The organism is Methylobacterium sp. Leaf456 (assembly GCF_001425465.1).
Classification (GTDB): Bacteria; Pseudomonadota; Alphaproteobacteria; order Rhizobiales; family Beijerinckiaceae; genus Methylobacterium.
This window is the reverse complement of record NZ_LMQV01000006.1, coordinates 1-20,070: the sequence shown is the minus strand read 5'-3', so window position 1 is coordinate 20,070 and position 20,070 is coordinate 1. Positions and strand designations below refer to the sequence as shown.

The following is a 20,070-nucleotide window of genomic DNA, read 5'->3' as shown; positions in this document are numbered from 1 at the left end:
GCGCGAACTGGAGCCCTCCTCCTTCGAGGCCGAGCTGACGCTCAGCAACTCAGGATGAGGGGAGGCATAGGACAAAGCGGGCCCTTACCCTTCGCTCTCGGCCTGCAACGCCCGGTACTCCCGCCCGTGCCGGCAATAGCCCTCGACGATGTGGGCCATCAGCGCCCGCTTCTTCGGATCGAGCGTCCCGAGGATGCGCGCCGGGCGCCCGCCCCAGAGGTGGCCGCCTTCCAACAACTGGCCCGGATCGGTGGTCGAGCCGCCGGCCAGCATCACGTCGTCGGCGACCACCGTGCCGGGCGCCAGCACCGAGCCGATGCCGATGAGGCTGCGCGCGCCGATGCGGCAGTCGGCCATGCGGACGTTGTGGCCGATGGTGGTGTCGCGGCCGATGACCACGCCCTCGCCGCGGGTGCGGATCACGGTGTTGTCTTGGATGTTGGTGTCGGCGCCGATCACGATCGGGCCGACTTCCGCCGCGAGTTCGCAGGAGAACAGCACGGTGACGCCCGCACCCAGCGCGATGCGGCCGGAGAGCCGGGCCGTGCGGGCCACGAACACGCTCTCCTCCACCTCCGGCGCCAGCGGCTCCGGCCCGGCCGGGCGCTCGTCGGCGGCCTCGCGCAGGCGCTCGGCCCGCTCGGCGATTTCTTCGAGCGTCACCGGGCGCAACTGCTTGGCCGGGTTGCCGCCATAGGCGAAGCCGCCCTCCAACGTGGAACGCGGAAAGATCGTGGCGCCGGCCTCGATCAGCACGCCGTCGCCCACGGTGGCGCCGTCGAGGATGATCGCGTCGTCCTCGATCACCACGTCCGAGCCGACGGTGCAGGCATGCACCACCGCGTTGCGGCCGACCGTGACCCGGTCGCCGATATGGGTCGGGGTCGATTCGGTGGCGATGTGGACGGTGGAGCGGGCCCCGAGCCACAGGCGCTCGCCCGCAGTGATGACCTGCCCGTCGCTGCGGATCACGCTGTCGTCGCCGAGCCACGCCTGGGCCCCCAGCGTCGCGGTGCCGATCACGGTGCTGCCGCGCCCGCACCAGACGGGACGCGAGGCGAAGACCGGCAGGACGCCGTGATAGGGCAGGATCAGGTCGGGCGTCACGGGCGGCTCGTCATCTGGCGGGGCCGGCGCGCCGTGGCGCGCGGGCTCGAATGGGCCATATAGGCGCACGGGGCGATGGGGTAAGTCGAGACCCTCGCCCCGTTACGGACTCCCGGCGAAGTCTTATCGAACGAGTGCGATGAATCCGGTCAGCATCCAGTCCGAGCCGTTCGACACCGCCGCCGAGATCGCCCGCGTCGAGGCGGCGCTGATGGGGCGCGCCGGCGCCGTCGTGACCTTTTCCGGCCTTTGCCGCGACGAGGGCGGGCGGCTCGCCGCACTCGAACTCGAACATTACCCCGGCATGGCCGAGGCCGAGATCGGCCGGGTGGTCGAGGAAGCGCGCGCGCGCTGGCCGGTCCAGGCCGTGCGGGTGATCCACCGCCACGGCCTCGTGCGGCCGGGCGAGGGCATCGTGCTCGTGATCACCGCCTCGCCCCACCGAAAGGCCGCCTTCGGGGCGGCCGACTTCCTGATGGACTACCTCAAGACCCGCGCCCCGTTCTGGAAGCGCGAGCACCTCGCCGACGGCGCCACCGGCGGCTGGGTCGAGGCGACCCAGGCCGACGAGGCTGCGGCCGAAGCCTGGGCCTGATGCCCCACACCACAATCGAAAGCGAAAACAGCCCGATGAGCACAACCTCCTCCATCGGGCCGCGGCGGCTCACGGCCGCCGGCATCGCCGTGGTCAGCTTCGCCGCCGCGCTCTGGCTCGCCTGGACCGCCTCGGCGACGCTGCTGCTGATTTTTTCCGGCATCCTGTTCGCCGTCTTTCTCGACGGGCTGACCCGCGGCCTCGGATACGTGCTGCCGCTGCCGCGCGCCTTGCGGCTGACCATCGCGACGCTGGCGCTCGGCGCGCTTTCGCTGGCGCTCGTCGCCTTCGGCGGCGCCACGGTGACGACCCAGGCACGCGACCTCGGCACCACCGTGCGCCAGCAATCCGAGACGGTGCGGACCTGGCTCAAGGACCACGGCATCGAGCTCGACTTTTCGCAGGGGCCGGAGACATCCGCTCCGAAGCCGGCGGAAGACAAGGGCGACGACGACGGGCAGAACAAGGGACCGAAGCAGGGCGGCCTCGCCGGCCTCGCCTCGGGCGCCTTGAAGAGCCCCGGCTCGCTCCTGTCGGATGCCGGCAGCGTGCTCGGGCCGGCGGCGACCGTGGTGTTCGGGCTGTTCAACGCGCTCGGCAACGTCCTCGTCATCGCCTTCCTCGGCATCGCCATCGCGGCCGATCCGAAGGGCTACCGCGACGGGGCGCTCCGCCTCGTGCCGGCGCGCCACCGCGACAAGGGCGCCCGCGTCCTCGACGGATCGGGCGAGACCCTGCGGCACTGGCTGTTCGGCCAGCTCCTCACCATGGCGGCGATTTTTTTGCTGACTTGGGCGGGCCTGTCCTTCCTCGGCATCGGCGGGGCGCTGATCCTTGGGCTCCAGGCGGGACTCTTGGCCTTCGTGCCGACCCTCGGCCCGATGATCGCGGGCGCCATCATCGTGCTGAGCAGCCTCGCCTCCGGCCTCAACGGCGCGCTCGGCGCCACCGGCGTCTACCTCGCGGTGCAGGCGGCGGAGAGCTACGGCCTCACGCCGTTCATCCAGCGTCGCGCCCTCGACCTGCCGGCGGCGACGATCTTCGCCGGCCAGCTTCTGCTCGGCGTGCTGTTCGGCCTGTGGGGCGTGGCGCTGGCCCTGCCGCTGGTGGCCGTCATCAAGGTTCTGCTGGAGGAACTCTACATTGAGGACGCGCCCGGCGAGGACTGACGCCTCCGGATTTCGCGCCGACGCGGTTGCCGCGCCAGCCCCGAAAAAGCCACACGTTGCACCACTGTGCGCGGCCGCGCTTGAGACGCGGGCGTGGTTCGACTGTCGAACCGTGCCCGCACCGCTGGCGTGACCAGTGATGCCGAAGCAATCGGCACACAAGAAACGTTTGGAGATCCGTCATGGCCGTCCTTCGCGTGCCGCAAGATTACGAAACGATCCAAGAGGCAACAGACGCAGCAAAGCCCGGCGACACCGTCGTCGCCGATGCCACGTATTCGGCCCAGGAATACGTGGCGATCAAGACCGACAACCTGACGGTCGGGGCCGATAGAGCCGCTCAACAGATCACGCTCGACCTTCAGGGCGATGCGACGCATCTCACCTTGTCGGGCGATGCGCCGATCGCCGTGTACGGCTCCGAGAAGGGCAGCGTCATCCAGGGCAACGCGGGCGCCAACGTGATCGTGGCGCGCTCGTCGGCCGCCGACATCATCGATGGCGGCGACGGCGACGACGTCATCATCACCGACGACCTGATCTTCGAGAGCGGCGGTGCCGATCAGCTCTTGGGCGGCAAGGGCAACGACACGTTCCAGATGGGCGGATTCAGCTACGATGGCGCGGTGATCGACGGCGGCGATGGCATCGATACTCTTCAACTCGGTCTTCTCAGCAATACGACGATCAAGAATGTCGAGATTCTGGATGGGTACGGCCATCGCGGAACTGTCGCGCAGTACCAATTATTCAGTAAATTTATCGACAGTGAAACGACTTTAAGCAAATCTAAAATCAGCATCTTCATTGATGGCGCGGGTGGGACGCTTGATTTCAGTTCGTCGGTCACGGACGGATTCGCGATCGCACTGAGGCCCGACGCCATGACGTCAGGCCTGACGGTGACCGGATCAAACAATGGCGACTCCTTTTATGGGACCAAATTCGATGACAAATTTTACGGTGGTAATGGTAGTGACCACTTTTATACGAGCGGAGGGACCGATGATTTAATTGGAAATGCCGGTGGCGACATTTTTTCGATCGACATCGTTGAATCCGGAGCGGGTCGTATCGATGGCGGCATTGGAATGGACACCGTCATCGTCTCGGGTAGCTTGAAGGGATACACCTTTTCGAATGTCGAGGTTCTAGAGGCATTCTATGCAGCTGGAACACTGGAACAGTTCAATTCGTTTTCTCATCTGGAGACCCCGATGCCGTCCCTTGACGGCATTTCCTTGCAATTGTTCGGGTCGGGAGGATCGATCGATTTTCGATCGAAAATCGGTAAAGGCGATCATCTCTCCGCCAATGGTAGCGAATTGACCTCGGGCGCCGCCATCGTCGGCTCGTCCGCGAGGGACATGCTGATCGGCTCGGCCTTCGACGACCGCCTCGACGGCTGGACAGGCTCAGACCAGCTCACCGGCAACCTGGGCAACGACACCTTTATCGTCGACAACCGGGGCGACCGCGTCTTCGAGGCCGTCGGCGGGGGCACCGACACGGTGGTGGCCGGGGTGAGCTACGCGCTCCAGGCCGGCCAGGAGATCGAACTGCTCCGGGCCGGCGACGACGTCGGCGGCGCGGCGATCAACCTCGCCGGCAACGCGTTCGCCCAGACGATCCAGGGCACGTTCGGCGCGAACGTCCTCGACGGCAAGGGTGGGGCCGACGCCCTCTACGGCTATGGCGGCGACGACACCTACGTCGTCGACAACATCGGCGACCGCGTCTTCGAGAGCGTCGGCGGCGGCAACGACACGGTGCTGGCGGTGCGGAGCTACACGCTCCAGGCCGGCCAGGAGATCGAGACGCTCTCGGCTCTGGCCCCTTTGAAGACGAAGGCCCTCAACCTCACCGGCAACGAATTCGCCCAGACGATCACGGGCAACGACGGCGCCAACGTCCTCGACGGCAAGGGCGGGGCCGACACCCTGGTCGGCAAGGGCGGCAACGACACCTACCTGGTCGATAACTGGAACGACCGGGTGGTGGAGGCCAAGGGCGGCGGCCAGGACACGGTCATCGCCTCGGGCAACTACCGGCTCGGCACCGGCCAGGAGATCGAGACGCTGCAACTCGCGGCCTCGACGGGCAAGGCCGGCTACACGCTGGTCGGCAACACCTTCGACAACGCCATCGTCGGCAACGCGGGCAACAACAAGATCGAGGGCGGGCTCGGCGACGACCTGCTGACAGGCGGCGCGGGCCGGGACAGCTTCGTCTTCGCCTCGGCGCTGGGCTCGGACAACGTCGATCACATCACCGACTTCGCCCATGGCAGCGACACGGTGCGGCTGGCCAAGAGCCTCTTTACGGCGCTCGGTGCGGGTCATCTCACGGACGACGCGTTCAAGGACCTGGGCGATGCCGGTGCCGCAGTCGATGCCGACGACCGCATCCTCTACGACCACAACACCGGCGACCTGTCCTACGACGCCGACGGCAGCGGCACGGCGTTCACGGCGATCCGCTTCGCCGTGGTGGACAACCACGAAAAGGCGCATCTCGACCACGCCGACATCCTGATCGTGTAAGGTCGACGGCGGGCGCGGATGACGCATCGCGGCTTGGGGCTTTCCGCCCCATTTCCGGATGCGATGTCCTCCGCGCCCGTCCTACAAAAAGACTTCGCGCAGACCGCCGCCGCCCTGCGGGCCTGCCGGATCTGCCGCGACGCGCCCCGCTTCGGCGCGCCCCTGCCGCACGAGCCGCGGCCGGTGGTGCAAGGGAGCGGCAGCGCCCGCCTGCTGATCGCCAGCCAAGCGCCGGGCAACCGGGCGCATCGCAGCGGCGTGCCGTTCAGCGATCCCTCGGGCGTGCGCCTGCGGGCATGGCTCGGCCTGTCCGAGGCGGCGTTCTACGATGCGACCAAGGTCGCGATCCTGCCGATGGGCGCCTGCTTTCCCGGCCTCGACGCCAAGGGCGGCGACCGCCCGCCGCGGCGGGAATGCGCGCCCGCATGGCGGGCCGACCTGCTCGCCGGCCTGCCCCAGCTCGACCTGATCCTGGTGATCGGCCAGTACGCGCAAGCCTGGCATCTCGGACGCAATCCCGGCGGCCTCACCGAGACGGTGGCGGGCTGGCGCGATGTGTTGGCGGCCTCGATGCGGCCGCGCATCCTGCCCCTGCCGCACCCGTCCTGGCGCAACAACGGCTGGCTCAGGAAGAACCCCTGGTTCGAGGCCGAGCTGCTTCCGGTGCTGAGGGCGGAAGTCGCGAGCGCGTTGACAGACGCGCCTGGGAAGGGGATCGCTGCCCGCGGTCCCTCACCTTCGAGCGCCTGAATGCCGGACATCGCCGACCCCCGCGACCGCCTGATCGTCGCCCTCGATCTGCCCGACGTGGGCGCAGCCGAGCGGCTGGTCGAGCGCATCGGCGACGCGGCGACCTTCTACAAGATCGGCTACCGGCTCGGTTACGCCGACGGCCTCGCCTTCGCCGAGCGGCTGGCCAAGCAGGGCAAGAAGACGTTTCTCGACCTCAAGCTCCACGACATCGGCAACACCGTCGAGGAGGGGGTGCGCTCGGTGTCGAACCTCGGGGCGACGTTCCTGACGGTGCACGCCTATCCGCAGACCATGCGGGCCGCGGTGAAGGGGCGGGGGAACGGCCTGAAGATCCTGGCGGTCACGGTGCTGACCTCCTACGACGACGCCGACGCGGCGGAGGCCGGCTACGCCCTGCCGGTGGCCGAACTGGTGGCGCAGCGCGCGAACCAAGCCCGCGACATCGGCATCGACGGCATCGTCTGCTCGGCCGTCGAGGCGCAGGCCGTGCGCCGCGTCGTCGGTTCCGAGCGCCTGATCGTCACGCCGGGCATCCGCCCGGCGGATGCCGGTTTGGGCGACCAGAAGCGGGTGATGACGCCGGGTCAGGCGCGGGCGGCCGGCATCGACCACGTCGTGGTCGGGCGCCCGATCACCGGGGCCGACGACCCCTGCGCGGTCGCCCAAAGAATCGTCGCCGAGATGGAGGGAGCGTGAGCATGGCCCAGGGTATCGCGAAGGCCTACTGGATCGTCCGGGTCGATGTGCAGGATGCGGAGGCCTACAAGGCCTATGCCGCCGCCAACGGCGCCGCCTTCGCCCGCTTCGGCGGTCGCTTCCTCGTGCGCGGCGGCGCCTACGAGGCGGTGGCCGGCACGGCGCGCGCCCGCAACGTCGTCATCGAGTTCCCGAGCTACGCGGCGGCGCTCGATTGCTGGAACTCGGACCTCTACCAATCCGCCCGCGCCCTACAGGAGAATGGTGCCGAGGCCGACATCGTGGTGATCGAAGGCTACGACGGCCCGCAGCCGCAGGTCTCCGAGCCGGCCCCGACGCCGGGCGCGGCTTCGGAGTAAGAGGGCCGCTTCGGCTCACCGGCCGGCCTTCCAACCCTTGACCCTCATCTTGAGGTGCTCAGCCGGAGGCTGAGCCTCGAAGGAGGGCTCCAGGGATCGCGCGATACGCTGGAGCCCTCCTTCGAGGCCCGCCGAGGCGGGCACCTCAGGATGAGGGATTTGGGTGGGACGAACCGGCGCTACAGTTCGGACGCCCGCAAGGCCCCGAGCAAAAACGCGATCATCGTCGGCAGCGGCGGGAGCGCGGTGTCCTGTTGCCGGCTCACCAGCAGCGGATGGCAGTAGCGCACGATTGCGGCGTGGAGGCAGGCGGCCGCCGCCTTCGGGTCGGCGATGGTGAAGTGGCCCTCGCGCACGCCGTCCTCGACCACCCGCGTCAGCACCGCCTCGATGCGATCGACATGCGCCTGACAGACCGACCAGCTCTCGCTCATGGCCGCCTCGACCATCTCGTGGACGCGCGGATGCGCCTCCCAGCGGCGACGGCAATCGGTGTGCAGCGCCGTGACGATGCGGGTGATCCGTTCCGGCGCGTCGAGATTCGGACTGTCCGCGATGGCCGAAATCATCGCTTCGATCTCGCCCGTCACCCGCTCGACCACCGCCTCGTTGATGGCCTTCTTCGAATCGAAGAAGCGGTAGACGTTGGCCGGGCTCATCTTCAGCGTTCGGGCGATGTCGGCGACCGTGGTCTTCTGGTAGCCGATCTCCCGGAACGACCGGGCCGCCACCTCCACGATCCGTTCTCGGGTCGTCGGAATCTCCTCGGCGGAGGGCGGGACGAGGCGGGCCGTCGCGGGGGACATGATCGGGGGGTCCTAGGCCTCGCGCGTGGTGGCGTCAGAGCGAGTGAGCGGCCCATCGGTCGCCGGGCCACATCGCAAATCGCGTAGCCGACGATCCGTTCCCGGTGATCTGTGCGGAGAGAGAAAAAGCGAGGCGGCGTGGCTTTACGGCCGCATTTTTCGCGACCGCCGTGCCGAAATCACCGAACTCCGGACAAAAAATCAGGAGCCGAACTGGGAGCCGAGCTGCTCCAGATACTCCGCAAGGTCGAGCCCGCCGACGCGGCGGCCGTACTCGAAGCGCATGCCGCGGCGGATGTCGACCCGACTGGATCGGGTGTTGAGCGTGAACGGCTTCACGCAGATCCAGGCCCCGTCGGTGCGGTGCTCGAAATAGCCGAGGATCTCGTGGGCGGCCATGGCGGTCTCGTCGGGCTTGCGGGGTTCGGCCTGATCAACGGACGAGACGGGGAAAAGTTCGGGAGGGCGATCCGCTAAGTCTCTCTATGGCCAAGCTTATCTCGAGCCTCACCGCCCGGTCGAGCCGAAGCCGCCCTGGCCGCGCCCGCCCGCGGCATCGCCCTCGACCCCCTCCTCGATCAGCGCGAATTCCGGCCGCACCACCCGCGTGAACACGATCTGCGCGATGCGCTCGCCGGGCTCGATGCGGATCGCTTCGCCCGCCGGGTTGCGGTTCCAGGCCGAGATCAGCAGCGGGCCCTCGTAGTCGGCATCGATCACCCCCGTGCCGTTGCCGAGCACGAGCCCGTCGCGATGCCCCCGCCCCGAGCGGGGATAGACCAGCCCGCACCAACCGGGATCGCCGATCCGCACCGAGACCCCCGCCGGGATCAGCACGGCCGCCGCCTGGGGGGGCAGCAGCAGAGGCGCGTCGAGGCAGGCATGGAGATCGAGCCCGGCCGAGCCGGGACTGCCCCAGCGCGGAAAGCCCCAGCCGGTGACACGGGCATCGAGGATGCGCAGCCCCACCGTCAGAGGCTCCGCGGAAAACCGTTTCGTCGCATCCTCGCGCAAGCGGCGGCCTCGTATCGGGGGAGGAGTTCGGCCGACTCTGTGCGAAGCCGGACCCAAGGACAATCGAGCAATCCGGCAATCGAGGATCGGAAATGGCGCGCTGGATCGCGGGACTGGACGGGTGCCGCGGCGCCTGGGCCGGCGTGCTCATCGACCGGGACGATCCCGAGCGTTGGCGTGCCGCCCGCTTTTCCTCCGTCCGCGACCTGCTCGACGCCCCGGAGGCGCCGGAGGTCGTCGGCATCGACGTGCCGATCGGCCTGCCCGAGCGCATCCACGACAAGGGGCGCTCGGCCGACAACGCGGCCCGCGCCCTGTTGGGCGCGAAGCGCACCAGCGTCTTTCCGGTGCCGCCCCGCGCCGCGGTCTATGCGGCCGACTACGAGACCGCCAAGGCGCTCTCGCGCGAAAACTCCGGGCCGCCCTTCGCCCCCTCGCTCCAGTGCTGGAATATCTTTCGCTACATCAAGGAGGTGGATGGGCTGCTGCGGGCCGAGCCGGCGCTGCGGACGCGGGTGCACGAGGTCCATCCCGAGGTCGCCTTCTTCCGCCTCAACGGCGATCGGCCGCTCGAGGCCGGCAAGCGCGAGGCCGTGGGACTCACCGAGCGCCGGCTGCTGCTGGCGGTCGCCGGCCTGCCGCCGTCCCTCGTCGCCTCGACGCCGCCGCGGGGCGTGGGCGCGGACGACCATCTCGACGCCATGGCGGCGCTGATCGTCGCCCGCGACATCGCCGAGGGCCGCGCCGTCGCCCTGCCGCCGACGTTCGAGCACGACGCGGAGGGGCTGCCGGTGGTGATCTGGGCGCCGGCCAAAGGTCTCGGACGCGACCCGGTTTGCTGATAGGCCGGGGGGATGAGCGAAACCGACCATGAAACCGACCTTCCGGCCCGCGACGTCGCCCGCGCCCTGGTGTTCGACCCGGCCGGGCGCCTGCTCCTGATCGAGTACGAATCCGTCCGCCCGATCGACCCGGACAACCCCGACGCGCGCGGCTTCTGGTTCATGCCCGGCGGCGGGCTGGAGCCCGGCGAGACCCATGAGGAAGCCTGCCGCCGCGAACTCGCAGAGGAGATCGGCGTCACGGATGTCGAACTCGGGCCGCTGGTCGCCGTCTGTGACGGGCCGTTCCACCTGTTTCGCAAGTCGCGCTTCGCCCGCGAGCGCTACTTCGTGGTTCGGCTCCAGAGCGACCGGATCGACACGAGCCGGCTCGCCGAGACCGAGGACAATCCGGTCCGCGGCACCCGCTGGTGGTGCCTTGACGCACTTGCCGCGAGCCAGGAGCGGGTCGAGCCCGCCGGTCTCGCGGATTTGGCGCAACAAATCGTGACCGGGGACGTTCCGGGCACGCCTGTGCGTTTAACTTGGCGCAACGCATGACATTGCTGCCGGTGGCACCACCGGCAACGGGGTCATTTCCGCCTTGAGGCGGCGCCTGATGCGGCAAACCCCGTCCGACGCTCGAAGGGTCGATCGGGGGCTGCGCGTGCGCTGCCGCACCCTCGACCATAACCGGAGAGCGACACGATGTTTCCTGAGGTTCTGACGGAAGGCTACAAGACCTTCCTCGGTGAGCGCCTGCCGAACGAGCGGCGCAAGTACGAAGCGCTCGGTGCCGGCCAGGAGCCGGAGGTGCTGCTGATCGGCTGCTGCGACAGCCGCGTGGCCCCGGAGGTGATCTTCGACACCGGGCCTGGCCAGATCTTCACGATCCGCAACGTCGCCAACATCGTCCCGCCGGCGGAAGACACGAAGGGCGACAGCCACCACGGCACGTCTTCGGCGCTCGAATTTGCGGTGGTGGCCCTCAAGGTGAAGCACATCGTCGTGATGGGCCACGCCACCTGCGGCGGCATCAAGGCCGCGGGCCTCGGCTCCGATCCACTGTCGAGCGGCAACTACATCGGCAACTGGGTCTCGCTGGTCGAGCCGGCCAAGCAGACGCTCGCGGATGCCGGCGACCACAAGGACAAGGAGGGTTACCTCACCCGCCTCGAATACGCGATGGTCGGCCAGAGCCTCAAGAACCTCATGACCTTCGACTTCGTCCGCAAGGCGGTCGAGGCCGGCGAACTCCACCTGCACGGCGCGCATTTCGGCATCGCCACCGGCGAGCTGCGCGTGCGCGATCCGAAGACCGGCGAGTTCCACTCCGTCGTCGCCCGCGACGGCCTGAGCCTCGCCCCTTCCGCGTTGATCCAGTGCAGCTGATCTAAAGCATCGTCCTGGATATCGGATCCAGGGCGATGCTCTATGTTATTGTGCCGCATCGTCTTTTTTCCGAAAGCCGGAAACCACCTTTCGGGACGATGCTCTAATCGAACGGGCGGCGGAGCATCTCCGCCGCCCGTTCGCTTCCGGATCATGGGACACAAAAAGAGCGGCGGGCCTCTCGGCCCGCCGCTCTTTCTTTACTTACTGGGTCGCTGGACTCAGCGGGCGCCGGGCAGGCGCTGGGCCATCGTGTAGTGCTCCTGCAGCACCGGCACGGCCTGCTGGGCGTAGTTGCGCAGGGCCGGGTTCGGGCCGGACTGGGCGTAGGACTGGTGCATCTGCAGCGACATCTGGTGCGACATCACCTGCTGGCGGCCGTAGAGCCGGTCGAATTGCGGGCCGGCCGGAGTGGCGGACAACTCGGCGAGCATCTGCTGCTGCTGCGGGTTCAGGCGACCGCCGAGGCCGGTGCCCGCGGTGGTGTCCACGTCGAACGCGCGGGTGCCGGCCGCCGCGCCGCGCGCCGCGCCGGTGCCAGCGCCTTCGAGGCCACCGACCGGGCCGCCCTGGAGCGTGCCGCCGACGACGCCGGCCGCAGCCCCCGTGGCCGCGCCGACCGCACCGCCCGCGATCTGCAGCGGAGCTTCGATCAGGCCGCCGATCGGCCCACCGATGCCGCCCGCGACGGCGTCGCGACCGCCGCCGGTCAGCGCCACGGCGGCTGCGTGGTGGTCACGGATCGCTTCCTTGGCGAAAGCGCGTACAGTCGGGTTGCGGCTCTTCTGCAGCGCGATCTGGCTGGACTGGATCTCGAACGAGTTGGCCTGCAGCGCGTCCATGCGGAAATCGCCCATGCTCTGGGCGAAGGCCGGGGTGGCCATGACGGCGACGAGAGCGGACGCGACAGCGTATTTCTTCAGCATACTGAACCTCTGATTGGATCAATCGACATGGGTGACGGCCTCACAGACCGGTAGAACCGGTCGAGGCCGTGACATCGACTTCGCTCGGACAACTGCCGTCCGGCGCCATGGTTCCCTGAGATTGAATTCTTCGGAGCGACGACTTGTCGGAACGGTCAAGCTTGTCCGTCGTCCACCACATTTGCCTCATGATGCGGCGGATCACTCACCCGCGCCGGGTCGCTTGAAACCGCATCGGTGGAAAACGCCGCGTGACGGGGCGGATCGGCCGGGGACGGCGGCGACGGGACCGGTTTTCCACGACGCCGATTCGATCTAGCCTCACCACTTCGATCCTGCGGCCCGCACCGCAAAGTCCCAAAAAACCCGTTCGAGGAGGCCGGCCATGAAGACCCTGCTCGTTCCGGTCACGCTGCACGACGCGCTGCCCTCCGTGTTCGCGACCGCCGTGCTGGTGGCGCGCCGCTTCGGCAGCGTGATCGAGGGCATCGCCCTGCGCCCGGCGCTCGCCGAATACGTCCCCGTCGACATGGTCGGCGGCATGACGTGGCTGCGCGACGAGGAGGCCGACCAGGCGGAAGCCCAGGATGCCGGCGCCCGCTTCGTCGCCGCGATGGAGGCAGCAAACCTGCCGCGGCGCGAATACGGCGCGGCCTGCTCGCCGGATGCGGCGGCGAACGCCGGCCCGCGCTACCGCTGGCGCCCGGACGTGCCGCCGGGCGACGCCTTCCTCGGCCAGTACGCCCGCCTGTTCTCGGCCACCGTGGTCGGGCGGCCGGGGCCGGAGGACGGCGCGCCGCGCATGACCACCTTCGAGACCGCCCTGTTCGAAAGCGGGCGCCCGATCTTGCTGGCCCCGCCGCAGGCCCCGGACTGTCTCGGCGAATCGATCCTGATCGCCTGGAACGGGTCGAGCGAGACGGCACGCGCCATCGCCTTCGCCATGCCGTTCCTGCGCCGCGCCCGGCGCATCCTCGTGCTCAGCGCCGAGGGCGGCATGGTGCCGGGCCCGAGCGCCGAGGACGTGGCCCGCTCGCTCGCCGCCGAAGGGGTCGAGGCCTCGCACAAGGAGCTGCTCGCCGGGCGCCGCACGCCGGGCGAACTCTACCTCGACACCGCCGAGAGCGTCGGCTGCGACCTGCTGATCAAGGGCGCCTACACCCAGAGCCGCCTGCGCCAGATGATTTTCGGGGGGCCGACGAGCCACATCCTGTCGCAGGCGAAGGTGCCGGTGCTGATGGCGCATTGAGGCGGGGCCGCCGAACCGTCGCTTCAGCCGCGTCCGCCAAGTCCTTGATCGCGTTCCGTTGAACCGCCCCGCCACGGACGCGGCCGCTTGATGGCGCCCGCATGCGCGATGGCTCGCGTCGCGTTCGATTGCGCGCACGGGGAGTTGCCAAGGCCGAACCTGCCGGCTAAAGTCCTGAAAAGCTTGATCTTTTCAATCATTCTAATCTACGGGCGTTTCAAGGACGCCGGCGAGATAGGGTGATCGGGAGGGCTCCAGGCGCCGCCGCCCGGCGGAACCCGACAGGCACGACAGGTTCGCGATCCCCGCATGATCGTCTGCTCTTGTAACGTCCTCTCCGACGGACAGGTCCGTGCGTGCCTTCAGGCGGGCCCCGCCTGTCCGCGCACGCCGGCCCAGGTCTATGGCTGCCTCGGCTGCAGCGCCAAATGCGGGCGCTGCGCCCGCACCATCCGCGGCATCCTACGCAACGCGCTCGCCGAGGCCGAGAGCCATGCGGGGCATAGTCATGCGGCCCACGCCTGCTCCACCGGCTGCGAAGCGACTTGCAGTTTGGGATCGTTCCAAACTACAAGGGAGCCCGAGGGCGTCGCTGCCTGAGACGGTTCGACTGATCGTCCCGACGCCTCGCACGATGAGGAGTAAGGGCCGATGAAGGGTGATGCGAAGGTCATCGAATATCTGAACCGGGGCCTGCGCAGCGAGCTGACCGCGGTCAGCCAGTACTGGCTCCATTTCCGCTTGCTGAACGACTGGGGCTACGTCGATCTCGCCAAGTTCTGGCGCAAGGAATCGATCGAGGAGATGAACCACGCGGATCGGTTCATCGACCGGATCCTGTTCCTCGACGGCTTCCCGAACCTCCAGGAGCTCGACCCGCTGAAGATCGGGCAGAACGTCCAGGAGATCATCGAGTGCGATCTCGCGGCCGAGAACGAGGCCCGGGCGCTCTACCTCGAAGCCGCCAAGTACTGCGACTCGATCAACGACCGCGTCACCAAGATCCTGTTCGAGGAGCTGGCCGCCGACGAGGAAGGCCATATCGACTTCCTCGAGACGCAGCTCGACCTCATCGGCCAGATCGGCCTGCCGCTCTACGCCCAGCGCCACATCGGCGGGCTGCAGCAGATCGAGCCCGAGAAGGACTGATTTTTGGATATCGCCCCCTCCTGCCGGCAGGAGGGGGCGATATCGTTTTACGCCTTCGACTTTCCCACCAGCACCGGCTTCGCGTTCGCCCGCTCCGGGAAGTGCGTCTTCAGATCCTGCAGCTTCGGCACGTCGTTGGCGACGATGTAGCCGTTGTTCGGATGCAGGGTCATGTAGTCCTGATGGTAGTCCTCCGCCGGGTAGAAGACGGCGCTCTGTTCGATCGTCGTGGCGATGGGCCGCGAGAAGGCTTTTCCGGCGTCCAGCTGGCCGATATAGGCACGCGCCACCCGCGCCTGCTCGGCATCCGCCGGGAAGACGGCCGAGCGGTATTGCGGGCCGGCATCCGGGCCCTGGCGGTTCACCTGGGTCGGGTCGAGCGCCACCGAGAAGAAGATCTGCAACAACTCGTCGTAGCGGATCACCGCCGGATCGTAGGTGATCCGGACGGCCTCGGCGTGGCCGGTGCGGCCGGTGCCGACGGCGTCGTAGTTGGCGCTGGCCTTGGTGCCGCCGGCATAGCCCGAGACCGCTTGGTGGACGCCCTTCACGTGCTGGAACACGCCCTGCACGCCCCAGAAGCAGCCGCCGGCGAGCGTCGCGGTGCGAAGGCCGGAGTTCTCCTGCGCCCGTTCGGTCGCGTCGGGCAGGCGCCGCCCGGCCTCTTCCGCCGAGACCGGGGCGAGCGGCAGTGCCGTCGCGGCCAGCAGGCCCAAGCCCGCGAGGCCGCCGAGCCACAACGCCTTCGCGGAGCGCGGATGGCGCGAGGGTTTCTGGGTCATAATGCGGCTCCCTTCTGGTCGGCGGCGGGCTCGAAGCGGAGCGCCACGCCGTTCATGCAGTAGCGCAGGCCCGTGGGGCGCGGCCCGTCCTCGAAGACGTGGCCGAGATGCCCGCCGCAGCGGCGGCAATGCACCTCGGTGCGGCGCATGCCGTAGGCGGTGTCGACCTGCGTGCCGACGGCGTCCGGCAGCGGCTGGAAAAAACTCGGCCAGCCGGTGCCGCTCTCGAACTTGGTGTCCGAGGCAAACAGCGGCAGGTCGCAGCCGGCACACACGAAGCGGCCGGCGCGCTTCTCCTTGTTGAGCGGGCTGGTGCCCGCGCGCTCGGTGCCGTGCTCGCGCAGCACGGTGTAGGCGGCGGGGCTCAAGCTCCGGCGCCATTCGGCCTCGGTCTTGGTCACCTCGAACGTCGTGCCGGTCTCGGCCGAGGCCGGTCCGGCGAGGCGCGCGGCGGCGAAGAGCCCGAGGAACGAGGCGCCGGCGCGTAGGGTATCACGGCGGTTCATGACGAAGCCTCCGGGGAAAATCGCCCGGAACGAAAACCGTTGCGCGGGCGAGGCATTGCATCGTGCGCAATCGATAGCACGATCCTTTCCCCAGCGCCGCCCCGACGAAGAGCCGCATGCGGGGCAGGGGCTTCGGCAGCTTAACCTTTCTCTCGCCCGCGTTGACGCTCGCCCGGCCGGGCATTACCTCCGATGGAGGCCCGGCCGAGGGCTGCCCACCGAAGGGCGCCGCGGGCCGGGCTCCCGAAATCTTGCGGGATGCGCGGAGGACGGGCGGCTCCTCCGGTGGGCCGGCTCCGGGCTTGAGGCATCCGGGACGCGCAATGGATTCCACCCTCACCCACATCGAGCCGGGCAGCGACACGGTGCTACGGGAAGACGCGCGCCGCGAGGCCTCGCAGGCGATGGACCCGCGCAGCCCGGTGATGCGCTTCTCCGCCGACGAACCGCTGGCGATGGATTCCGGCGCGCGGCTCGGGCCGTTCCAGATCGCCTACCAGACCGCGGGCACGCTCAACGCCGACCGCTCCAACGCGGTGCTGATCTGCCACGCGCTCACCGGTGACCAGCATTTCGCCCATCGTCACCCGGTCACGGCAAAGCCCGGCTGGTGGGAGACCTTGGTCGGGCCGGGCAAGCCCGTCGATACCGACCGCTACTTCGTCGTCTGCTCCAACGTCATCGGCTCCTGCATGGGCTCGACCGGCCCGGCTTCGCTCGATCCCGCCACGGGGCGCCCCTACGGACTCGACTTCCCGCTGGTGACGATCCGCGACATGGTGCGCGCCCAGGCGATGCTGCTCGACCGGCTCGGCGTGCCGGACCTGTTCCTCTGCATCGGCGGCTCGATGGGCGGGATGCAGGTGCTGCAATGGGCCTCGCTCTTCCCCGAGCGGGTGTTTGCCGCGATGCCGATCGCCACGGGCCCCCGCCACTCGGCGCAGAACATTGCCTTCCACGAGGTCGGGCGCCAGGCCATCATGGCCGACCCGGCCTGGGAGGAGGGCCGCTATCTCGAGGCCGGCACCCGGCCGTCCAAGGGCCTCGGCGTCGCCCGGATGGGCGCGCACATCACCTACCTCTCCGAGCCGGCGCTGCACCGGAAGTTCGGCCGCCGCCTGCAGAACCGGGCCGCGCCGACCTTCTCCTTCAACGCCGACTTCCAGATCGAGAGCTACCTGCGCCATCAGGGCCTCTCCTTCGTCGAGCGGTTCGACGCCAACGCCTATCTCTACCTCACTCGGGCGATGGATTATTTCGACCTCGCCGAGGACCATGGCGGCGTGCTCGGCCATGCCTTCCGCGGCTCCAAGACCCGCTTCTGCGTGATGTCCTTCACCTCCGACTGGCTGTTTCCGACCTCCGATTCCCGCGCCATCGTCCACGCGCTGAACGCGGTGGCGGCCCCCGTCGCCTTCGTCGAAGTGGAGAGCGACAAGGGCCACGACGCCTTCCTGCTCGACGAGCCGGCGATGTTCTCGGCCGCCCGCGGCTTCATCGACGCGGCAGCGCGGGCGCGCGGCCTGTGAGCGGACCTGCCGTGGAAACGGAACGCTTCACCGACGCCGCCTCCGACGCCCCGTGGGACGCGGCCGAAGGGCTGCCCCGCGAGGCCGGAGCCCGCATCGACCACATCGTCGTGCTCGGCCTCGTGCCGCCGGGCGCGCGCGTCCTCGACATCGGCTGCGGGGACGGCTCGCTGCTGGCGCTGCTGCGCGATCGCCGCGGGGTCGACGGGCGCGGCATCGAATTGTCGCGCGAGGGCGTCAACGCCTGCCTCGCGCAAGGCCTACCGGTGATCCAGGGCGACGCCGACACCGATCTTGCCAACTATCCCGACGGCGCCTTCGACGTCGTGATCCTGTCCCAGACCATCCAGGCGACGCGCAACCCGCGGATCGTGCTGGAGCACCTGCTGCGGATCGGGCGGCAGGTGGTGATCTCGTTCCCTAATTTCGGCCATTGGCGGGTGCGGACCGAACTCGCTTTCCGCGGCCGGATGCCGGTGACCGAAACCATGCCGGAGGCGTGGTACGAGACCGCCAACATCCACCACTGCACCATCCGCGATTTCGTCGGCCTGTGCCGCCTCGTCGGCGCCCGCATCGAGAAGGCCACCGCGCTGGACGTGCGCGGTCGCCCGATGCGCTTCTCGATGCCGTGGTGGTTCTGGAACCTGCTCGGCGCACAGGGTGTGTTCCTGCTGCGGCGCGGCCGCCCGAAATCCTGACGCGGCAAGTCCCGGGATTCCGAAGGGATCATCCCTTTGGCGGGGCGCGGGGCGCGGAGCCCCGCTTCACGCTTGTCGATCCCGGAGCCTGACGGGTGCGCAAGGGGCGCCTATGGTCGAGCCGTCCGAGAGCGTGAGCTGCGAGCCCGATCCGTCGCCCCGGCGCATCGTCGTGCTGGGGCCGCCGGGCAGCGGGAAGACGACGCTGGCCCGCCGTCTCGGCGCTCGGCACGGGCTCCCGGTGTTCCACCTCGACCATGCCTATTGGCGTCCCGGTTGGGTCGAAGCGGGATCGGACGCGTTCCGCGCGGAAGTCGAGCGCATCGCAGCCCTCCCGGCCTGGGTGGTGGACGGCAACTATCTCGGCACCATCGGCCCTCGCCTGGCCGCCGCCGACGCAGTGATCTATCTCGATCAGCCCGCTTGGCTCTGCACCGCGCGGGTCCTGCGGCGCACCCTGTCGAGCCTCGGCCGTGTGCGTCCCGAGGGTCCGCCGGGATGTCCGGAACAGCTGACCTTCGAGTTCCTGCAGTATACGGCGACGTGGAACCGTCGGCAGAGAGACCGCTGCCTCGCCCTCGTCGAGGAATCCGGCCGCGGGATCGTAGATCATCTTGTCGACGCCGATGACCGCGGCCTCCAGCGGCTGGGCGATGGCGGCCTCGACCACCTCCGTCAGAGCGTGCCGGACGTGTCCGGCTCCGAGCCGCCGACCGGCACGGCGACGGGGTGGCCGTGGCGGGCGAGGTCTTCGCGGCCTTCCGCCAGCAGGGCGGCGGAGGCGGTCTCGATGCGCTCCTGCACCGTGTTCAGGAACTCGACGCGCGACAGGCCCGGCGGGATCACCGGCAGGAACTCGATGACGGTGGTGCCGGGCATGCGGCGAAAGCCCCGGCGGCGCCAGTAGAGGCCGGTGTTGAGCGCCACCGGCAGGCAGGGCACGTTCAGCGCGGTGTAGAGGTGGGAGGCGCCCTGCTTGTAGGCGGGCGGGGCACCGGCCGGGCGGCGGGTGCCCTCGGGGAAGATGATGAGCTGGCGCCCCTGGCCGATGGCGGCCTTGGCGGATGCGTTCATCGCCGCCATCACCTTGCTGCCCTTGGAGCGGTCGATAGGCACCATGCCGCCGCGGGCGAAGTACCAGCCGACGATCGGCGTCCACATCAGCTCGCGCTTCAGCACGTAGGCGAAGTCGTCGAATGGGGTCGTCAGCGCCAGAGTCTCCAGCGCCGACTGGTGCTTGGCCGCCACCAGCAGCGGGCCCTCGGGGATGTTGTGCAGGCCGCGGAACTCGACCCGCGTCCCGCCGACCACCCGCAGCAGCCACAGGATCGTCCGCCCCCAGAACTGTGCCACCCGGATCACGCCCTTGCGCGTGACGAAGGCCGGCAGGCCACCGATCGCGATCAGCGCGGTCGCGACGTAGAAGCAGAGGTTGAAGGCGAGGGAGCGGAAGAGGAGCATCGGCGGTCCGGTGAGGCTGGCGCTCCTTTAGCTCGCGCGCCCGCGCTTGCCCACCGCCGCGTGTCCCGACCCCTCCGCCGTCATTCCGGGGCCGCGCCGCGGAACCCGGAATCCACGACTGGCCGCGACGCTAGAGCTGTTGCCGACCGCTGCGAGTCGTTCGGGGTTCACTGGCACGGCGTGATCTGATTCCCTGTGGTCCTCGACAGGAGGATTGATGGGCTCAGCGTTGTCATATCTGATTCCCTGTGGTCCTCGACAGGAGGATTGATGGGCTCAGCGTTGTCATCGGATCTGCGCGAACGGGTCGTGAAGGCCGTGTCCGAGGGCGCTTCGCGCCGTCAGGCGGCGGCGCGGTTCGGGGTCAGTCCCGCCAGCGCCATTCGCTGGCAGGAGAACTTCGAGCGGGAAGGCCGGGTGGCGGCCAAGCCGCAGGGCGGCGACCGGCGCTCGCAGCACCTCGAAGCGCAAGCCGCGTTCATCGTCAAACTGCGCTTGGATCGACCGACGCT

Annotated in this window: 24 protein-coding genes; 15 read left to right on the top strand and 9 right to left on the bottom strand. The window is 69.0% G+C overall.

The window, feature by feature from the left end:
• Positions 1-84: 84 nt before the first annotated feature.
• The gene (locus tag ASG52_RS07010) at positions 85-1,107 is read right to left on the bottom strand and encodes a gamma carbonic anhydrase family protein (RefSeq protein ID WP_056240924.1); all 1,023 of its coding nucleotides are present in this window, start codon (positions 1,105-1,107) and stop codon (positions 85-87) included.
• A gap of 139 nt (positions 1,108-1,246) precedes the next feature.
• Here ASG52_RS07010 and ASG52_RS07005 point away from each other — a divergent pair, with 139 nt between their 5' ends.
• From ASG52_RS07005 to ASG52_RS06980, 6 genes are all read left to right on the top strand, one after another.
• Positions 1,247-1,702: a molybdenum cofactor biosynthesis protein MoaE gene (locus tag ASG52_RS07005; RefSeq protein ID WP_056240921.1), complete on the top strand. Its 456-nt coding sequence runs from the start codon at positions 1,247-1,249 to the stop codon at positions 1,700-1,702.
• A gap of 35 nt (positions 1,703-1,737) precedes the next feature.
• Complete coding sequence (locus ASG52_RS07000; RefSeq protein WP_156383827.1) at positions 1,738-2,871, top strand: AI-2E family transporter; 1,134 nt, start codon at positions 1,738-1,740, stop codon at positions 2,869-2,871.
• 182 nt (positions 2,872-3,053) lie between these two features.
• Positions 3,054-5,414: a calcium-binding protein gene (locus ASG52_RS06995; RefSeq protein ID WP_056240916.1), complete on the top strand. Its 2,361-nt coding sequence runs from the start codon at positions 3,054-3,056 to the stop codon at positions 5,412-5,414.
• A 63-nt stretch (positions 5,415-5,477) separates the two neighbouring features.
• A complete protein-coding gene (locus tag ASG52_RS06990) occupies positions 5,478-6,164 on the top strand; it encodes a uracil-DNA glycosylase family protein (protein WP_056240915.1) in 687 nt (228 codons plus the stop codon).
• Positions 6,165-6,863, top strand: a complete 699-nt coding sequence (gene pyrF / locus ASG52_RS06985) for an orotidine-5'-phosphate decarboxylase (protein WP_056240913.1) — start codon at positions 6,165-6,167, stop codon at positions 6,861-6,863.
• 14 nt (positions 6,864-6,877) lie between these two features.
• Positions 6,878-7,222, top strand: a complete 345-nt coding sequence (locus ASG52_RS06980; RefSeq protein ID WP_056241221.1) for a DUF1330 domain-containing protein — start codon at positions 6,878-6,880, stop codon at positions 7,220-7,222.
• 179 nt (positions 7,223-7,401) lie between these two features.
• Here ASG52_RS06980 and ASG52_RS06975 read toward each other — a convergent pair whose 3' ends face one another.
• The 3 genes from ASG52_RS06975 to dut form a co-directional block, all read right to left on the bottom strand.
• Positions 7,402-8,028 (bottom strand): TetR/AcrR family transcriptional regulator, encoded by a 627-nt coding sequence (locus ASG52_RS06975; RefSeq protein ID WP_056240910.1) that lies wholly within the window; start codon positions 8,026-8,028, stop codon positions 7,402-7,404.
• 201 nt (positions 8,029-8,229) lie between these two features.
• Positions 8,230-8,427: a hypothetical protein gene (locus ASG52_RS06970; RefSeq protein WP_056240908.1), complete on the bottom strand. Its 198-nt coding sequence runs from the start codon at positions 8,425-8,427 to the stop codon at positions 8,230-8,232.
• A gap of 108 nt (positions 8,428-8,535) precedes the next feature.
• Positions 8,536-9,003: a dUTP diphosphatase gene (dut, locus tag ASG52_RS06965; RefSeq protein ID WP_082552417.1), complete on the bottom strand. Its 468-nt coding sequence runs from the start codon at positions 9,001-9,003 to the stop codon at positions 8,536-8,538.
• Positions 9,004-9,134: 131 nt separating this feature from the next.
• Here dut and ASG52_RS28240 point away from each other — a divergent pair, with 131 nt between their 5' ends.
• From ASG52_RS28240 to ASG52_RS06950, 3 genes are all read left to right on the top strand, one after another.
• Positions 9,135-9,884 (top strand): DUF429 domain-containing protein, encoded by a 750-nt coding sequence (locus ASG52_RS28240; RefSeq protein WP_056240902.1) that lies wholly within the window; start codon positions 9,135-9,137, stop codon positions 9,882-9,884.
• A gap of 12 nt (positions 9,885-9,896) precedes the next feature.
• Positions 9,897-10,424 (top strand): NUDIX hydrolase, encoded by a 528-nt coding sequence (locus ASG52_RS28235; protein ID WP_056240900.1) that lies wholly within the window; start codon positions 9,897-9,899, stop codon positions 10,422-10,424.
• Positions 10,425-10,571: 147 nt separating this feature from the next.
• Positions 10,572-11,255 (top strand): carbonic anhydrase, encoded by a 684-nt coding sequence (locus tag ASG52_RS06950; RefSeq protein ID WP_056240898.1) that lies wholly within the window; start codon positions 10,572-10,574, stop codon positions 11,253-11,255.
• A gap of 221 nt (positions 11,256-11,476) precedes the next feature.
• Here the strand turns inward: ASG52_RS06950 and ASG52_RS06945 are convergent, their stop codons facing one another.
• Positions 11,477-12,181 (bottom strand): DUF4142 domain-containing protein, encoded by a 705-nt coding sequence (locus tag ASG52_RS06945; RefSeq protein WP_056240896.1) that lies wholly within the window; start codon positions 12,179-12,181, stop codon positions 11,477-11,479.
• A gap of 385 nt (positions 12,182-12,566) precedes the next feature.
• Between ASG52_RS06945 and ASG52_RS06940 the strand changes: the two genes are divergently transcribed.
• The 3 genes from ASG52_RS06940 (at position 12,567) to bfr (ending at position 14,579) form a co-directional block, all read left to right on the top strand.
• Positions 12,567-13,430, top strand: coding sequence for a universal stress protein (locus ASG52_RS06940; protein WP_056240893.1), 864 nt, complete (start codon positions 12,567-12,569; stop codon positions 13,428-13,430).
• A gap of 309 nt (positions 13,431-13,739) precedes the next feature.
• Entirely contained in the window at positions 13,740-14,030 is a 291-nt protein-coding gene (locus ASG52_RS28230) for a (2Fe-2S)-binding protein (protein WP_082552409.1), read from the top strand.
• A gap of 51 nt (positions 14,031-14,081) precedes the next feature.
• Positions 14,082-14,579 carry a bacterioferritin gene (gene bfr, locus ASG52_RS06935; protein WP_056240891.1) on the top strand — a complete coding sequence of 166 codons (498 nt, stop codon included), beginning with the start codon at positions 14,082-14,084 and terminating at the stop codon, positions 14,577-14,579.
• A gap of 47 nt (positions 14,580-14,626) precedes the next feature.
• Here the strand turns inward: bfr and msrA are convergent, their stop codons facing one another.
• Positions 14,627-15,361: a peptide-methionine (S)-S-oxide reductase MsrA gene (msrA, locus tag ASG52_RS06930; protein ID WP_056240888.1), complete on the bottom strand. Its 735-nt coding sequence runs from the start codon at positions 15,359-15,361 to the stop codon at positions 14,627-14,629.
• A complete protein-coding gene (gene msrB, locus ASG52_RS06925; protein ID WP_056240885.1) occupies positions 15,358-15,867 on the bottom strand; it encodes a peptide-methionine (R)-S-oxide reductase MsrB in 510 nt (169 codons plus the stop codon). The genes msrA and msrB overlap by 4 nt, the downstream gene beginning before the upstream one ends.
• A gap of 323 nt (positions 15,868-16,190) precedes the next feature.
• On the opposite strand from msrB, the gene metX reads away from it, so the two are divergent.
• Positions 16,191-17,396, top strand: a complete 1,206-nt coding sequence (metX, locus tag ASG52_RS06920) for a homoserine O-acetyltransferase MetX (RefSeq protein ID WP_056240882.1) — start codon at positions 16,191-16,193, stop codon at positions 17,394-17,396.
• Positions 17,397-17,407: 11 nt separating this feature from the next.
• On the top strand, positions 17,408-18,097 hold the full coding sequence (metW, locus tag ASG52_RS06915) for a methionine biosynthesis protein MetW (RefSeq protein ID WP_056240881.1): 690 nt from the start codon (positions 17,408-17,410) through the stop codon (positions 18,095-18,097).
• A 28-nt stretch (positions 18,098-18,125) separates the two neighbouring features.
• On the opposite strand, the gene ASG52_RS27640 is transcribed toward metW, so the two are convergent.
• Together ASG52_RS27640 and ASG52_RS06905 are read right to left on the bottom strand one after the other, a co-directional pair.
• Entirely contained in the window at positions 18,126-18,767 is a 642-nt protein-coding gene (locus ASG52_RS27640; protein ID WP_056240878.1) for a hypothetical protein, read from the bottom strand.
• A 5-nt stretch (positions 18,768-18,772) separates the two neighbouring features.
• Complete coding sequence (locus tag ASG52_RS06905) at positions 18,773-19,558, bottom strand: lysophospholipid acyltransferase family protein (protein ID WP_056240875.1); 786 nt, start codon at positions 19,556-19,558, stop codon at positions 18,773-18,775.
• Between the two features lie 270 nt (positions 19,559-19,828).
• Here ASG52_RS06905 and ASG52_RS06900 point away from each other — a divergent pair.
• Positions 19,829-20,070: helix-turn-helix domain-containing protein (locus ASG52_RS06900; RefSeq protein WP_156383826.1), on the top strand; the 242-nt coding region annotated here is incomplete at its 3' end.

Excerpts from the sequence above, each read along its gene's own strand:
- msrA (WP_056240888.1), bottom strand. The coding sequence starts at position 15,361 with ATGACCCAGAAACCCTCGCGCCATCCGCGCTCCGCGAAGGCGTTGTGG.
- ASG52_RS06970 (WP_056240908.1), bottom strand. The coding sequence starts at position 8,427 with ATGGCCGCCCACGAGATCCTCGGCTATTTCGAGCACCGCACCGACGGG.
- ASG52_RS07000 (WP_156383827.1), top strand. The coding sequence starts at position 1,738 with ATGAGCACAACCTCCTCCATCGGGCCGCGGCGGCTCACGGCCGCCGGC.
- metX (WP_056240882.1), top strand. The coding sequence starts at position 16,191 with ATGGATTCCACCCTCACCCACATCGAGCCGGGCAGCGACACGGTGCTA.
- ASG52_RS28235 (WP_056240900.1), top strand. The coding sequence starts at position 9,897 with ATGAGCGAAACCGACCATGAAACCGACCTTCCGGCCCGCGACGTCGCC.
- pyrF (WP_056240913.1), top strand. The coding sequence starts at position 6,165 with ATGCCGGACATCGCCGACCCCCGCGACCGCCTGATCGTCGCCCTCGAT.
- ASG52_RS28240 (WP_056240902.1), top strand. The coding sequence starts at position 9,135 with ATGGCGCGCTGGATCGCGGGACTGGACGGGTGCCGCGGCGCCTGGGCC.
- msrB (WP_056240885.1), bottom strand. The coding sequence starts at position 15,867 with ATGAACCGCCGTGATACCCTACGCGCCGGCGCCTCGTTCCTCGGGCTC.
- ASG52_RS06995 (WP_056240916.1), top strand. The coding sequence starts at position 3,054 with ATGGCCGTCCTTCGCGTGCCGCAAGATTACGAAACGATCCAAGAGGCA.
- ASG52_RS28230 (WP_082552409.1), top strand. The coding sequence starts at position 13,740 with ATGATCGTCTGCTCTTGTAACGTCCTCTCCGACGGACAGGTCCGTGCG.
- ASG52_RS06950 (WP_056240898.1), top strand. The coding sequence starts at position 10,572 with ATGTTTCCTGAGGTTCTGACGGAAGGCTACAAGACCTTCCTCGGTGAG.
- ASG52_RS06905 (WP_056240875.1), bottom strand. The coding sequence starts at position 19,558 with ATGCTCCTCTTCCGCTCCCTCGCCTTCAACCTCTGCTTCTACGTCGCG.
- ASG52_RS06945 (WP_056240896.1), bottom strand. The coding sequence starts at position 12,181 with ATGCTGAAGAAATACGCTGTCGCGTCCGCTCTCGTCGCCGTCATGGCC.
- ASG52_RS06940 (WP_056240893.1), top strand. The coding sequence starts at position 12,567 with ATGAAGACCCTGCTCGTTCCGGTCACGCTGCACGACGCGCTGCCCTCC.
- ASG52_RS07005 (WP_056240921.1), top strand. The coding sequence starts at position 1,247 with ATGAATCCGGTCAGCATCCAGTCCGAGCCGTTCGACACCGCCGCCGAG.
- bfr (WP_056240891.1), top strand. The coding sequence starts at position 14,082 with ATGAAGGGTGATGCGAAGGTCATCGAATATCTGAACCGGGGCCTGCGC.
- ASG52_RS06975 (WP_056240910.1), bottom strand. The coding sequence starts at position 8,028 with ATGTCCCCCGCGACGGCCCGCCTCGTCCCGCCCTCCGCCGAGGAGATT.
- ASG52_RS06990 (WP_056240915.1), top strand. The coding sequence starts at position 5,478 with ATGTCCTCCGCGCCCGTCCTACAAAAAGACTTCGCGCAGACCGCCGCC.